Source organism: Nonlabens sp. Asnod2-A12, assembly GCF_045063745.1.
Taxonomy (GTDB): Bacteria; Bacteroidota; Bacteroidia; order Flavobacteriales; family Flavobacteriaceae; genus Nonlabens; species Nonlabens xylanidelens.
The window spans coordinates 69,080-84,164 of the sequence record NZ_JBEFOB010000003.1 but is presented as its reverse complement, the minus strand read 5'-3'; the positions used below and the strand labels follow the sequence as shown (position 1 = coordinate 84,164).

Annotated in this window: 15 protein-coding genes; 6 read left to right on the top strand and 9 right to left on the bottom strand. The window is 34.6% G+C overall.

The window, feature by feature from the left end:
- Positions 1-48 precede the first annotated feature (48 nt).
- The 3 genes from ACJJVJ_RS00440 to ACJJVJ_RS00430 all read left to right on the top strand — a co-directional run bounded on the left by ACJJVJ_RS00440 (position 49) and on the right by ACJJVJ_RS00430 (position 4,986).
- Positions 49-3,009, top strand: a complete 2,961-nt coding sequence (locus tag ACJJVJ_RS00440) for an amidohydrolase family protein (protein WP_405368174.1) — start codon at positions 49-51, stop codon at positions 3,007-3,009.
- Between the two features lies 1 nt (position 3,010).
- Positions 3,011-4,324 carry an amidohydrolase family protein gene (locus tag ACJJVJ_RS00435; RefSeq protein WP_405371216.1) on the top strand — a complete coding sequence of 438 codons (1,314 nt, stop codon included), beginning with the start codon at positions 3,011-3,013 and terminating at the stop codon, positions 4,322-4,324.
- 71 nt (positions 4,325-4,395) lie between these two features.
- The gene (locus ACJJVJ_RS00430; RefSeq protein ID WP_405368172.1) at positions 4,396-4,986 is read left to right on the top strand and encodes an NUDIX domain-containing protein; all 591 of its coding nucleotides are present in this window, start codon (positions 4,396-4,398) and stop codon (positions 4,984-4,986) included.
- Positions 4,987-5,068: 82 nt separating this feature from the next.
- Here ACJJVJ_RS00430 and ACJJVJ_RS00425 read toward each other — a convergent pair whose 3' ends face one another.
- The 4 genes from ACJJVJ_RS00425 to rpsF all read right to left on the bottom strand — a co-directional run bounded on the left by ACJJVJ_RS00425 (position 5,069) and on the right by rpsF (position 6,754).
- A complete protein-coding gene (locus ACJJVJ_RS00425) occupies positions 5,069-5,563 on the bottom strand; it encodes a DUF6495 family protein (RefSeq protein WP_348114971.1) in 495 nt (164 codons plus the stop codon).
- Between the two features lie 78 nt (positions 5,564-5,641).
- Complete coding sequence (gene rplI, locus ACJJVJ_RS00420; RefSeq protein WP_104515893.1) at positions 5,642-6,091, bottom strand: 50S ribosomal protein L9; 450 nt, start codon at positions 6,089-6,091, stop codon at positions 5,642-5,644.
- Positions 6,092-6,109: 18 nt separating this feature from the next.
- Positions 6,110-6,406 carry a 30S ribosomal protein S18 gene (rpsR, locus tag ACJJVJ_RS00415; protein WP_104515892.1) on the bottom strand — a complete coding sequence of 99 codons (297 nt, stop codon included), beginning with the start codon at positions 6,404-6,406 and terminating at the stop codon, positions 6,110-6,112.
- A 3-nt stretch (positions 6,407-6,409) separates the two neighbouring features.
- Complete coding sequence (gene rpsF / locus ACJJVJ_RS00410; protein WP_104515891.1) at positions 6,410-6,754, bottom strand: 30S ribosomal protein S6; 345 nt, start codon at positions 6,752-6,754, stop codon at positions 6,410-6,412.
- Positions 6,755-7,192: 438 nt separating this feature from the next.
- On the opposite strand from rpsF, the gene ACJJVJ_RS00405 reads away from it, so the two are divergent.
- Positions 7,193-7,897, top strand: coding sequence for a LytTR family DNA-binding domain-containing protein (locus ACJJVJ_RS00405; RefSeq protein WP_104515890.1), 705 nt, complete (start codon positions 7,193-7,195; stop codon positions 7,895-7,897).
- Between the two features lie 145 nt (positions 7,898-8,042).
- On the opposite strand, the gene priA is transcribed toward ACJJVJ_RS00405, so the two are convergent.
- A complete protein-coding gene (priA, locus tag ACJJVJ_RS00400; RefSeq protein WP_405368170.1) occupies positions 8,043-10,496 on the bottom strand; it encodes a primosomal protein N' in 2,454 nt (817 codons plus the stop codon).
- 213 nt (positions 10,497-10,709) lie between these two features.
- On the opposite strand from priA, the gene ACJJVJ_RS00395 reads away from it, so the two are divergent.
- Entirely contained in the window at positions 10,710-11,120 is a 411-nt protein-coding gene (locus ACJJVJ_RS00395; protein WP_104515888.1) for a glyoxalase, read from the top strand.
- On the opposite strand, the gene ACJJVJ_RS00390 is transcribed toward ACJJVJ_RS00395, so the two are convergent.
- On the bottom strand, positions 11,115-11,780 hold the full coding sequence (locus ACJJVJ_RS00390) for a DUF2461 domain-containing protein (protein WP_104515887.1): 666 nt from the start codon (positions 11,778-11,780) through the stop codon (positions 11,115-11,117). The genes ACJJVJ_RS00395 and ACJJVJ_RS00390 overlap by 6 nt on opposite strands.
- 385 nt (positions 11,781-12,165) lie before the next feature.
- Here ACJJVJ_RS00390 and dnaN point away from each other — a divergent pair, with 385 nt between their 5' ends.
- Entirely contained in the window at positions 12,166-13,281 is a 1,116-nt protein-coding gene (gene dnaN, locus ACJJVJ_RS00385) for a DNA polymerase III subunit beta (RefSeq protein ID WP_104515886.1), read from the top strand.
- A gap of 70 nt (positions 13,282-13,351) precedes the next feature.
- On the opposite strand, the gene ACJJVJ_RS00380 is transcribed toward dnaN, so the two are convergent.
- From ACJJVJ_RS00380 to ACJJVJ_RS00370, 3 genes are all read right to left on the bottom strand, one after another.
- Complete coding sequence (locus tag ACJJVJ_RS00380; protein ID WP_405368168.1) at positions 13,352-13,900, bottom strand: type 1 glutamine amidotransferase domain-containing protein; 549 nt, start codon at positions 13,898-13,900, stop codon at positions 13,352-13,354.
- A 119-nt stretch (positions 13,901-14,019) separates the two neighbouring features.
- Entirely contained in the window at positions 14,020-14,541 is a 522-nt protein-coding gene (locus ACJJVJ_RS00375; protein WP_104515884.1) for a DinB family protein, read from the bottom strand.
- The gene (locus ACJJVJ_RS00370; protein ID WP_104515883.1) at positions 14,541-15,014 is read right to left on the bottom strand and encodes an Lrp/AsnC family transcriptional regulator; all 474 of its coding nucleotides are present in this window, start codon (positions 15,012-15,014) and stop codon (positions 14,541-14,543) included. The genes ACJJVJ_RS00375 and ACJJVJ_RS00370 overlap by 1 nt, the downstream gene beginning before the upstream one ends.
- Positions 15,015-15,085 lie beyond the last annotated feature (71 nt).

Here is a 15,085-nt window from a genome sequence, read left to right as displayed (position 1 = left end):
ACGACTTTATAGGACTTTGATCTATCTTTATGGACTAAACCTATATTCATGAAAAGATTATTATCTCTCATGCTTTTGGCTTGTTTTTCCATGCAGGCTCAAGAGTATTTTCCTAACAACGATGACATAAGTGCGGTAAGCAATGTCACTCGTGCAATTACTAACGCTACCATAATCACCAGTCCTGGTAAAATGATATCTAATGGTACTATTATCATTAAAAATGGTAAGATAGAAGCTATAGGTAGTGGTATTTCTATTCCTAAAAATGCTGTTATTGAAGACGCTGCAGGTAATTACATCTACCCTTCTTTTATAGAGTCTTATGGAAACATAGCTATGAAATCTCCTAAAAGAGCTGCTGGTAGTAGAACAGCGCAATATGACGAAGGTCGTAAAGGATATTACTGGAATGATCACATAAGAGCAGAACAAAGCGCTATGGATCATTTTGAATATGATTCTAAAGAAGCTAAGAAGTATATTGATGCTGGTTTTGGTACCGTACAAACTCACTTTCAAGATGGTATCGCTCGTGGTAATGGTATGTTAATCGCTCTAGATAACACAGGAACTGATGCAGACCGTATTCTTAAACAAGAGAGTGGTAACTTCTTTTCATTGAGTAAAAGCCGTCAGTCTAGACAGAGTTATCCTACATCTCTTATGGGTGCGCTGGCTTTATTACGTCAGACACATTTTGATGCAGACTGGTATGCAAATGGACATTCTAAAACAAAAGACCTATCTCTAGAAGCATTAAACACAAAGAAAAATCTTGTTCAGATAATTGAAGCTGGAGATAAAAAGAATGTACTAAGAGTAGACAAACTGGGTGATCGTGTAGGTAAACAATTTGTTATCGTAGGTGGTGAAGATGCTTATGAAATGATAGCAGACGTAAAAGCAACTAACGCGGCACTAATTGTACCTATTAACTTCCCTAATCCATATGATGTTTCTAATCCTAATCTAGAGTGGTTTGTAAACCTAGGTGACATGAGAGAATGGAAACAAGCTCCTGGTAACTTAATGATGTTATCTCAAGCTGGTATTACTTATGCCATTACTACTAAGGACTTAAAATCTCCTGCAGAATTAATGAAGAAATTAAAAATAGCTATGGAATATGGTCTTACTGAAGATCAAGCCTTAGCTGCTCTTACTACTACTCCGGCAAGTATCTTAAAAGTAAATGATATGGTAGGTACCCTTGAAAAAGGAAAACTAGCAAACTTCATTATTACATCTGGAAAATTATTTGAAGACGACACAGAAATCTATGAAAACTGGGTAAAAGGATCTAAACAAGTTATCAAAAACAGAAGTATTAAAGATATTGATGGCTCTTATGTAGCTACCTTAAATGGAGTAAAATATGATATATCTATTAAAGGAAACGGTAAAAAATCTACGGTAAAAATAGACAGTACGACTCTAGGTTCTAAAATAACTTATGACGGTAACTGGATCAATATTATCACTACTCAAAAAGATAAAGAAGATAAATCTTATACCAGATTATTAGGTGTAATAAGTGATGATAATAATTTTCATGGTATCGCTTACCTACCTAATGGTCAGGAACCTGCCTTTGTAGCTGTAAAAGAACCTACAGATTCAAAAACAAATGGTAAGGATGGAAATAAAAAAGGCGATTCTAAAGAAATCAAAAAAATGGGTCGCATGACTTTTCCTAACGTAGGTTACGGTAGTGAAACCCAACCTACCGAAGAAACTATCTTATACCGCAATGCTACAGTATGGACTAATGAGAAAGATGGTATTTTAGAAAATACTGATGTACTCGTTAAAGATGGTAAAATATCTAAAATAGGTAAAAACCTAAGTGCTGGTAATGCAAGAGTAATAGATGCAACTGGAAAACACTTAACTAGTGGTATAATAGATGAGCACAGTCACATCGCTATAGATAACGGTGTAAATGAGGCTGGTCACAACTCTACTGCCGAGGTTACCATAGAAGACGTTGTAGACCATGAAGATGTAAATATTTATAGAGACCTTGCTGGTGGTGTTACTACCTCACAACTGCTACACGGTAGTGCAAATCCTATAGGTGGTCGTAGCGCTATTATTAAATTAAAATGGGGTTACAAAGCAGACGAGATGATCTATTCTAACTCTCCTAAATTTATCAAATTTGCTCTAGGTGAAAATGTAAAACAATCTCGTTATCAAAACGGTGTGCGTTTCCCACAAACTAGAATGGGTGTAGAACAAGTTTTTGAAGATTATTTCTCAAGAGCTCGTGCTTATGCAAATGCTAAAGGAAGTAAAGACTTCCGTTATGATGAAGAGATGGAAGTACTTCTAGAAATTTTAGAAAGTGAACGTTTTGTTTCTTGCCACTCTTATGTACAAAGTGAGATCAATATGTTAATGAAATTAGCAGAGAAACACGGTTTCCGTATCAACACATTTACACACATTTTAGAAGGTTACAAAGTAGCAGATAAAATGGCCGAACATGGTGTAGGTGGATCTACCTTCAGCGACTGGTGGGCTTATAAATATGAGGTGAATGATGCTATTCCTTATAACGGTGCCATTATGCACTCGCAAGGTGTGGTAGTTGCTTTTAATTCTGATGATGCTGAGATGTCTAGACGTTTAAACCAAGAAGCTGCAAAAGCTGTGAAATATGGTGGCGTTAGTGAAGAAGATGCATGGAAGTTTGTGACTTTAAACCCTGCAAAACTTTTACACATCGATGACCGTACAGGTAGTATCAAAAAAGGAAAAGATGCAGATCTTGTTTTATGGAATGTTAATCCATTGAGCGTGACTGCTAGGCCAGAAATCACAATGATAGATGGAATTGTGTTTTTTGATAAAGAACGTGACTTACGCTTTCGCGAAAGCATAAAAGCAGAAAGACAAGAACTTGTTAATGAAATGATCATGGCCAAAAACAAAGGGATGAAAACCCAAACGCCTAAAAAGAAAGACAAGACATTATATGAATGCGAAACTATTCACTGGTAATATGAAGACAATGAAAAACTTATTTTATACGATTTGTGCCTTATTTGCCATGACTGCAACTGCACAACAGACACCAGCACCTGCACAAACAGGTATTTACACGATTATGAATGCCACTGCCCACATAGGTAATGGTGAGGTTATAGATAACTCTATAATAGTTTTAGAAAACGGTACTATTACTGCAATTGCAGACGCGACAGTGGTTAAAATGGATATTAAAGGAGAAAGAATAGACGCATCTGGCATGCATGTTTATCCTGGATTAATTGCTATGAATGCCACTATAGGTCTAGTAGAAATAGATGCGGTAAACGCGAGTTCTGATGTGCGTGAGATGGGAACCTATAACCCACACATAAGATCTATTATCGCTTATAATGCAGAGAGTAAAGTGATAGAGTCTATGAGACCTAATGGGGTACTTATCGCTCAAATCGTACCTCGTGGAGGTCGTATTTCTGGAAAATCTAGTGTCGTACAATTAGACGCTTGGAACTGGGAAGACGCTTCTATACGTACGGATGACGGTGTACATGTAAACTGGCCATCTAGTTTTAGAAGAACTGGTACATGGTATGAGCCAGGACCTATAGAGCCTAGTAAAGATTACGAAAAGCAAGTTACTGAATTAACAGATTTCTTAAATAATGCAAAGGCCTATAATGCAACGACAAAACCAGTTGGTTTAAACTTAAAATATGCTGCATTACAACCTGCTATTAATGGTACTGAGAATTTTTACATCCATGTAGATGGAGAAAAAGCCATCAGAGATGTTTTGAAATTTATTAAAGCAAACGGAATTAAGAAACCTGTTATTGTAGGTGGTCGTGAAGGTGATAAAGTAGCAACAGAACTTGTTGCAATGAATATTCCTGTTCTAGCAGGTCGTGTACACGATCTTCCTTCTCGTGAAGATGAAGACTTTGACATGCCTTATAAGTTTCCTAAACTACTAGCTGACAAAGGCGTTATGGTAGGTCTAGAAAATTCTGGAGATATGGAAAGACACCAAACACGTAATTTCCCTTTCTATGCTGGTACCGTTGCTGGTTATGGAATGGATATGGAACAGGCTTTAAAAATGATCACTCTTACACCTGCACAAATATTAGGTATCGATAAAGAATATGGTTCTTTAGAGCAAGGTAAAAGTGCTACTCTATTCATTTCTAAAGGAAATGCGCTAGACATGCGTGGTAACCAAATTACACGTGCATTTATAGACGGTAGAGACATTTCTCTTAATTCTCATCAAACAGAATTATATGAGCGTTACATGAATAAATTTGGCGCTGAGATTAAAAGATAATCTCATTTATAGTATATTAAATCGTTCATTATTCATTTAATGGACGATTTTTTTATTTAAAATTATCTAGTATGAAACATACCATAAACAACGAAGAGAAAGTATTTGATCAGTTTCTTAAAATATATAAGGCTCAAGTTACTCAAGATAGCTTTGATGGTAAAAAAGAGATTAATAGCACTCGCCTAGCCTTAGACCGTGGTAATGCGGTTGCTGTGTTACTTTATGAAAAAGATACCGATAGCTTTCTTTTTATACGTCAGTTCCGCTATCCTAGTTCGCGTCGTGATCAAGGCTGGATCGTAGAAATACCAGCCGGAGCTATTGATAAAAATGAATCGGCAGAAAAAGCTGCTATTAGAGAAGTTGAGGAAGAAATAGGCTATGAAATAGAAAGCCTTGAGTTTATAGTAGAATACTTTCCATCTCCTGGAATGCTGTCAGAGCAAATAAGCATCTTTTATGGTGAAGTTACTTCTAGTCAAAAAACACTACGAGGTGGAGGCGCTACTTCAGAAAATGAAGATATAGAATTAATTAAAATACCTAGAAACGACATTAAACAGAAGCTTAATGATCGTTTTTTCAATAATTCTATAAGTATTATAAGTTTACAATGGTATTTGTTGAATAAGGTTCAGCATAAAAAAATCAACTTGTAGAATAAGTAAACACCTAGCATTATTGAATAACAAAAGCCGACTCATGAGAGTCGGCTTTTGTTATAATAAATTCTTTTCATATTTAGAAACCATTAGTTTCTTTACCTAGCTCCATCAGGTCGTCAAAGTAGTTGAACAATTGACCTTTGGTAATAATTGCACCAGACTCAATCAGTTTAAATTTATCAGCATTAGGATCTTCTCCATACGCTTTTTTTGCAGTAAAAATTTTCACTTCATCATCGAGCAGGTTTTTTTGAAGCCACTTATAACCTTCTGGTGTGGTAATATCAATTAGCTCGTCTCCTACCATAATTGATATCAATTCCATTTCTTTTTCTCCTAGAGAGAATAAATTCATGGTCCTAGCAGATATATGTTCTAGAAACTCTGCTTTGTTTAGAACACCTTCCCAGACAAGGTCAGAGAATACGTCTATTTCTTGCTCTGCTACTTCTGGTTGATTAGTTTTTAAATCATCCCATTCTTTGGCCGTAATAGTTTGAGTAGCAAGGAAGTTAATGAATTCTGGATGCATTTCATCCAGTTGTTCTTTAGTAAGTCTTCTATATTTCATAAAACCCTTAATTAAAAGTTGAAATTAAAAAAGCCGTTTCAATCTAATGAAACGGCTTTATAATGATAAGAATAAGTCTTATTTATCTTCTACAACAGTAAAAGTAACTTTAGCAGTCACATCCCTGTGAAAACGTACATCAGCATCATACTGACCTAATCTCTTGATAGAACCACCAGCAACAGAGATGAATTTCTTCTCTATTTCGATACCGTTCTTTGCAAGTAAGTCAGAAACATCTGCAGTAGTAATAGAACCAAATAATTTGTTTCCGTCACCAGTTTTTGCAGCTATTTTTAATTCAAGAGCAGCAAGTTGATCAGCTTGCTCTTGAGCAGCTTTTACATTTGCAGCTTCTTTATGAGCTCTTTGCTTAAGTGTTTCGGCTAGCATTTTCTTAGCACTAGATGTAGCCATTACAGCCATACCATTAGGGATTAAGAAGTTGCGACCATAACCAGGCTTAACACTCACTAAATCGTCAGTAAAACCTAAATGTTCTACATCTTTCTTTAATATAAGTTCCATATTGTTAATCTGATTTTATTATTTAAGTAAATCACCTACATAAGGCATGATAGCGATGTGACGAGCACGTTTTACAGCTACTGCTACTTTACGTTGGTATTTTAAAGAAGTTCCTGTAAGGCGACGTGGAAGTAATTTCCCTTGCTCATTTACAAATCCGAATAACCAATTAGCATCTTTATAATCGATGTATTTGATACCACTACGTTTGAAACGACAGTATTTCTTTCTTTCTTGAGTCTCGATCTTTAAAGGAGAAAGGTAACGGATGTCACCATCTTTCTTTCCTTTAGCTTGTTGTTGTAATGATGCCATGTTTTAAGCTTTAGATTTTTTAGACATTTTCACTCTTCTCTTCTCTGCCCACTCAACAGCATACTTGTCAAGTTTTACAGTAAGGTATCTCATGATACGCTCATCACGACGGAATTCTACTTCGAAGTCGTTGATTACCTCACCAGGTACGTCAAATTGAAAAAGGTGGTAAAAACCACTTTTTTTGTTTTCGATTGCATAAGCCAGTTTTTTTAGACCCCAATCTTCTTTGGCTATCATTTTAGCACCACGGTCAGTAAGGAAATTTTCAAACTTCTTTACTGTTTCCTTTACCTGATCATCAGATAAAACGGGATTCAAAATGAAAACAGTTTCGTATTGATTCATAATTAATATTGTTTTAAACGGCTGCAAAAATACTCTTTTTCCTTTATACACACAACTTTACTTTAAACCATTATTACTTATTATTCATTACCTTATTTTAACATCATTAAAAAAAACTTTCAAAACACTATTAAAAACAAAAGTTAAACAGCTTTTAAAGAATGATAAAAGATTATTTACTTAACATAAGTTAAATATAAAGTTATCTAAAGACTTGTTTTTCAGTAATTTCATACATTCATTTAATGAAGACCAAAATTATCTTCATTAAAAACATCGACGAAACACACCTCTAACACCCTACAAACTAAATATTTACATCTTACAAAAACTGTGATAAATTCGCTAAGTCGTTAAAATATCCGACAAAAAGATAAATTAACTTGTATTTCATCTGTAAACAGTTTAATATTGTCTTATAACTATTGATAAATAATAATGAGTAACACCATCCTTAACTGTTTTGTAGTTGACGACTCTAGTATACAGAGACTAGCTATCGTAAAGATGATAGAAGGTCACCCTAATTTAAAATTAGTAGGTGAATTTAGTAACGCTGTAGAAACTAAAGCCGCCTTAAAGGAAACTACTGTTGATCTAATTTTCTTAGATATTGAAATGCCTATTCTAACAGGGTTTGATCTTTTAGACGATATTACTGAAAAACCAGGTGTTATCTTTGTTACTGGTCAGACTAAGTATGCATTTAAGGCATTTGATTATGCCGCAATAGATTATTTACAAAAACCTATTAAGAAAGATCGTTTTCTTTATGCTGTAGAGCGCGCTCTTCTATCTCACAAGATGAAGACAGAAATGATCGAAGATCGTGGTGAATTCATCTTTGTAAAGAGCAACCTTAAGAAACGTAAGGTTTATCTTAAAGAATTAAGATACATACAGGCTCTAGGTGATTATGTAAAACTAATTACCGATGAAGACAGCCTTATCGTACTTTCTACTATGAAATCATTTGAAGGCACTCTACCATCCGAAGATTTTTTACGTATTCACAAATCATATATCGTAAATCTAAGAAAAGTAGAAAAATTCAACTCTAAAGCCGTAGAATTAGGCTCTGAGGTACTGCCTTTAAGTCGCAATAGAAAATCAGAACTGGTTGAGGCATTATCTCAATTCTAGTTACATATTTCATTTATACAATGAAAAGCCACTCTTTAGAGTGGCTTTTTTGTGTTTTAAAAATGCCATCTAGAAAGCTTTTTATTTTATAAGATACTTGTTTTAATTCCGCTTTCGCGGAAGCGGACTCTCAACAACCAATAGCCTAGTAACTATCTACATCTATATTACAACGTACAGACCTATACAATTTAATAGATTCAAAACTCTTCTTAACCCTGGTGATATAGTTTTTAATAACATCAGGTTTTTGCTGTCTGTTCATTTTAATAATCACATTTATATTATACAAATTGCGCACACGAGATACAGCAGGAAACTCTGGCCCCAACACCACTACTCCATGTGGTATCTGGTTTAAAGCATCTACAAACCACTGACTAGAATCTAGTGTGGTCTGATAATCTCTATGTTTAAAAGTGATTTTAATTAACCGTTGAAACGGCGGATATTTAAATTGATAACGCTCCTCTACTTGCTCCCTATACATAGTACCATAATCATAAGAACTGACCTGTTGCAAAATCATATGATCTGGATTATAACTCTGTATCAACACTTTGCCTCTTTCTTTAGTACGACCTGCACGACCAGCTACTTGAGTAAGTAATTGAAAACACCTTTCATGTGCCCTAAAATCAGGAAAATTAAGCATAGAGTCTGCATTAAGAACACCTACGAGACTTACATTTCTAAAATCTAGCCCTTTAGTAATCATTTGTGTACCTACCAGACAGTCTATCTCACCAGAATCCATTTGATTAATTATCTTTTCATAGGCATTTTTACCTCTGGTAGTATCGAGATCCATACGCGCCACCGTATGATTAGGAAACAACATTCTAAACTCCTGCTCTATTTGCTCTGTCCCAAATCCTTTGGTATCTATAGCTGTACTTGAACAAGCAGGACACTCCTTAGGGACAAATGTGTGGTAACCACAATAATGGCATCTTAACTGACCTTTATATTTGTGATACGTAAGACTAACATCACAATTAGGACACTGTGGTGCGTGTCCACAAGTATCACACTCCATAATAGGCGCATAACCTCTTCTATTCTGAAATAAAATGACTTGCTTTTTATCCTTAAAAGCCTCTGTCATATGCTCAATAAGCGTATCAGAAAAATGACCATTCATTCTTTTACGTTTATGCTTTTCTTTAATATTCACCATATTAATTTCGGGCATAAGAACGTTACCATAACGCCTTTTAAGCTCTACCAACTGGTACTTTCCCGTACTTGCATTGTGATAACTCTCTAAAGATGGTGTAGCACTACCTAAAAGAATATTTGCTTTTTTCATGTACCCTAAAACAATAGACGCATCTCTAGCATGGTATCTAGGGGCTGGATCAAATTGCTTAAAACTACTCTCGTGCTCTTCATCAATAACGATAAGTCCTAATTTTTGAAAAGGCAGCAACATCGCACTACGCGCTCCTATAATAACATAAGGTTCTTTTTGTTCTAGAACATGATGCCAGACTTCTTGTCTTTCATTAAGGTTGTATTTTGAATGATAAACCAACACTTGATGCTTAAAAAAAGTTTTGAGCCTAGATATCAATTGTGTAGTAAGCGCTATCTCAGGAAGTAAATAAAGTGCCTGATTCCCCTTTTCTAATTGTTCTTTAATAAGCTGCACATATAACTGCGTTTTACCACTAGAAGTCACTCCATGCAACAATACCGTTTTATTAATCTTAAAACTAGATTTAATTTGTGCTAGGGCGCTTACCTGGTCTTCATTAAGATTATATAAATCCTGACCATCTTCTACATCATCCTTAACTCGATCTACATCTTTTTCTATCTCTATTAAAATATCTTTATTGATAAGACTTTTAATGACAGTACTGGTCACATTTGCACGCTCGATAAGATCTTTTTTTGCAATATCCTTAGTCGCTCCAGTTTGCATCATGAATAAAGTCATGACAGCATCTCTTTGCTTAGGCGCCCTACTTAACGTATCTAAAAGGGTTTTAAGTGCATCTTCTTCTTTAAAATCCTGATGTAAGTAGATGAATTTTTTCTTTTTTGCTTTATAAGTACTGTAAAGTTCTTCTTGCAAGAGAATCAAATCCTTATTAATCATTTTTTGAAGTATAGGAAGAACCGTTTTACGGTCCAGAATATCCATTACCTCTTGCACTTTTAATGCATTGCGATTATTAAGAGCCTCCATAACCAAGTACTCACGATCGTCTAGATCTAGTTCTTCTATAGAACCAGAATCTTTCTTGAGTATTATAGTTTCACTTTCTAATAGAAAAGATTTAGGTAACGCCGCCCTCATTACTTCTCCTACAGCGCATAAATAATAAGAGGCTATCCATTCCCAAAATTTGAGTTGACCTGCAGTTACCACCGGCTGCTCATCTATTATAAACTCTATGTCTTTTACCTCATAAGTCGCTGTGTTTTCTTGATGGACTTTATGCACTATACCTGTATAGATTTTTGATTTACCAAACGGCACAGCCACTCGCATTCCAGGTTTAAGAAACTCAGATTCTGCAGGGTTAATAGTGTAGGTAAAAAAGCGCTCTAATGGAAGCGGTAATATGACATCAATGAAGTGTTGCATAAGATGTAAAAATAAGAAGCACTTTTTACATTTAAAGCCACAGTAAGAAAAATTATATAGTAGTTTTTAATAGTTCCGCTTTCGCGAAAGCGAGACCTCCATCAAAACTATTTACACTATAAATATCACTGTTAAAAACATGTTGAGAAAACTAGATCGATAGCATATACAATTAGAACACAGCTTTACTACCTTTATTAAAACCCTAAAACTATGAATAATCGAGACGAGTATCTAGTCGCATTAAGACCAGAAATACCCAGTATACGTGTAGATGAGCAAATGAGTGAAGAAGAACGTTTTCAAAATGTAACCTTGCGTCCTATCGCAAAATTACAACACGATCTTATCATTGCGGTTTTTAGAAACTACATAAAAAAGCACAAAAATGTCTTTTATGGCCTGACTGCTCATAAACGTATCGATTATATAGAAAACGCTGTAAATAGAGATCAAAAATTTAGAAATTCTCTAAAAGGAATCATGATGGGACATTTTACTATTGCAGAATACAGTACTTACATCACTAATTCTAGCGCATTGAATAAACGCATGATGAATTTAGTACGTGAAAGATTAATAAGCAGTATTCAAGTATTTGAAAAGCCGCAATTAGATTTATAACAGCGATTCTCCGTTTAAATCTGTAGTAAGTACATCTGTCATGTAATCAAGAAATGTACGGCCAGTATGGAAGGATTCTATGACTTTATCCATGAAATCAGGAGATGTAACTTCTTTATCTGTATAGCTTTTCATAAAATAAAAAGCTTTGAACCTAATTAAATCAATGTCTGGGTGGTTTTTATCAAAATTTCTAGGTGCTGTTTTAAGCTGCTCTCCTTGTAATTCTCCCCAACAAGATTTAAATGAAGGGCTAGAAATAATATCTCTCATTTCTTGAGCATCTAATTCTAGCTCTTTTCTTATTCTTAAAAGATCTTCTTTCTCTGGCCCAAAAAAACCTATGCCTATTACATTTTCATTAGGTTTTATACGCATGTAATAACTACCTCGCCTATCTGCTCCTGCTCTTAACCAGTTCACACTGCGATGTGCTTTAAATGGAGTTTTATCTTTGGAGAATCTTATATCTCTATAAATTCTATAGTTTTTTGCTTTTTCGATCACATCGTTTTGATTCAACTCTACCATTACGGCAGCCGTAAAATCCTTAAACTCATTATCTAGTTTTTTAAAATCTGCTTTGCGCTCTTCAAACCATGGCTTGTTATTATTTTGCGCTAGTTCTTTTAAAAATTCTAATAATGCTGGATCTATCATAATAAAGAGACTTTACTTAACAAATGGCAAGTTATTGATTATTTAAAATGTAGGGAGTCTATTTAACAAGTTTGTAATAATAAAAAACTCCTTTCTATACAGCTTAATCACAAGATAGAACTCTTAAAATCTACCAATTAAAAAACCATAAGCTCAAGAAAAATGATCGCAAAAGAACTGTATATCGTAAAGACACCTTGCAAGTCATGAGTTTATTTATAAAAAGGGCTTAATTGTTAATAAGTATGTTATGTTACTAATTATATATAAAATATCTTTGTAATTGCAGAACAGACATTGAATACACGTATTTTATGGAGTTCTATTTTAATAATTCCGTTTAATTAAATAGCCGGAATTATCATCACAAAATAACAACACCAAGATGAAATTTATAGTATCTAGTTCATATTTACAAAAACACCTGCAGTTATTAGGTGGAGTAATTAATAACAATAATACCTTACCTATTCTAGATAACTTTCTTCTAGAATTAACAGGTAGTGAGCTTAAGGTTTCTGCCAGCGATATGGAAACTACCATAGTTAGTAAACTAGAGGTAGAAAGTGAAGATGACGGTAGCATCGCCTTACCAGCAAAATTACTTCTAGACACTTTAAAAACATTTCCAGAACAACCATTAACTTTTCATGCAGTAGGCACTATGATTACTGTAAGTCATGATAAAGGTAAATCTGAAATAGCTTGCGCTGCTGCTGAAGAATTTCCTAAAGCAGTAACTATATCTGAGCCTAGCAGTACCACCATAATGGGTGATACACTAGCAACTGCGGTTAACAAAACCATATTTGCAGCTGGTAATGACGATTTAAGACCTGTAATGAGTGGTGTATTCTTTCAGTTTACAAGTGATTCACTAACATTTGTCGCTACAGACGCACATAAACTTGTACGTTATAAAAGAGAAGATATCGCTGCAAGTGAAACTGCAGAATTTATCATGCCTAAAAAACCTCTTAACTTGCTTAAAGCAATGCTGCAAGGAAGCGAGTCTGAGGTATTAGTGGAATATAATGATAGTAATGCACAATTCAGCTTTGATGGTACAACTATCATATGTCGTCTAATCGACGGAAAGTACCCTAATTACGAGGCTGTTATACCTAAAGAAAACCCTAACAAACTTACTATTTCTAGAACGCAACTTCTTAACTCTGTAAGACGTGTTAGCATTTTCTCTAATAAAACAACACACCAGATAAGACTTAAAATGGCTGGTGCAGAGCTTAATATAAGTGCTGAAGATCTAGATTATAGCAATAAAGCAGACGAGCGCCTAACTTGTGACTATCAAGGAGATGATATGCAAATAGGCTTTAATAGTAGGTTTTTAATAGAAATGCTAAATAACCTAACTTGTGACGACGTATCTCTAGAAATGTCGCTACCTAACCGTGCCGGTATTTTAACACCTGTAGATGGACTAGACGAAGGTGAAAACGTAACTATGCTTGTAATGCCAGTTATGCTTAATCAGTAAACTGACATAGTTTATAAAATAAAAAAGGCTCGCATTTTGCGAGCCTTTTTAAGTTTAAAACTACTTCTAATTATGCGTGTTGTAATTCATGTTTTCCTTCACGCACTTCTTCTACCATTTTTGCATTAAACGCATCTAGATCGTCTGGCGTCCTACTAGTGGTAAAACCTTCATCTACTACCACTTCTTGATCTACCCAATTACCTCCAGCATTTTCTACATCTCTTTGTAAAGAAGGATATGAGGTTAATTTACGTCCATTAAGTACGTCTGCATCTATTAAAGGCTGTATACCGTGACATATAGCACTTACAGGCTTTTTCTGCTTGAAAAAGGCTTTAATAAATTCTATAGAATCCTTGTCTTGTCGCAACTGATCTGGGTTTAAAACACCACCAGGAAGCATTAATGAATGATAATCATTTGCATTTGCCTCACTCACCTGTTTATCTACCTTGTAAGTATCGGACCAGTTATCATTATCCCAAGCTTTTATAGAATCCTTTTTAGGACTTATAATATCCACTTCTACTCCTGCGTCTTCTAGTGCTTTTTTAGGACTAGTTAACTCTATTTCTTCAAATCCGTCTGTGGCTAAAATTGCTACTCTCTTTTTCATGTCTATATATTTGTTTAAATTATTATAGTACAAAGATGAAAAGATAGAAGTCTTTTAAATAACAAGAGCCTGCTAAGATATTCTTAGCAGGCTCTTAAATATGAGATGTTTTTCTTAATTTAACTTAAATAACGATCTCTTATAACATTCTCGTGATGTAAGTTGTGTCCAGCTATTAAAAATGGGATCACTCTTGCGGTCATTATATTTCCACTAGCATTTCCTTTGAATAAGAGGGAATCTGCAGTTACGTTTTCAAATAAAGCTATAGTTGCATTTCTAGTACTCTCTGTTGTTTTTAAAAGTTCCGCTTTCGCGAAAGCGTAATCTCCTAAACTATCAACAAAGACATCTTGATCAAAACCAGATAACGCTGTATCATCACCTCTAAGGAAACGTAATGCACGATATGCAAAGACACGCTCTGTATCAATATTATGCTGGATTACTTGCCCTATAGACCACTTACTAGATTCGTAGCGATAGTCTAGCGGCTTGTCAATAGAATTTATAAAATCCAGTGTTTTATCTAACGACTGTTGCAATACATTATTTATGTTACTCTCTTTATCAACAAGGTTCAAGTAAGTATCAAAATATGAAGTGTACTCGTCAGACGGTATATCTTTTAAATACACCATTATAGATCTTGAAATACTTTGTGTAACAATCTCTTTTTATCATTAATGCTTTCTTCAAGACTAATCATAGTCTCTGTACGACTCACACCATCAATATCATCTAACATGAAGATAATTCTTTTTGCATGAGTTGTGTCTCTAGCACGTATTTTACAAAATATATTGAATTTACCTGTTGTAATATGCGCTACTGTTACAAATGGAATCTCTTTAATTCTACTCAACACAAACTGTGTTGCACTAGTTTTCTCAAGAAAGACACCTATGTAAGCGATAAAGGTATAACCTAACTGGTGGTAGTCTACTGTAAGAGAAGATCCATGGATAATACCAGATTCTTCCATCTTCTTAACTCTAACATGCACTGTACCAGCACTTATACTCAATCTTTTAGCTATATCTGTAAATGGGGTTCTCGTATTTTCTATAAGCACGTCTAAAATTTGCTTATCTATATCATCAATCTTTGCCATAATTAGTCTTTTACTGTCAATTTTCTGCAAAATAAAGACAAAAGCTGATAATAAACTAACAAAATTCGTGA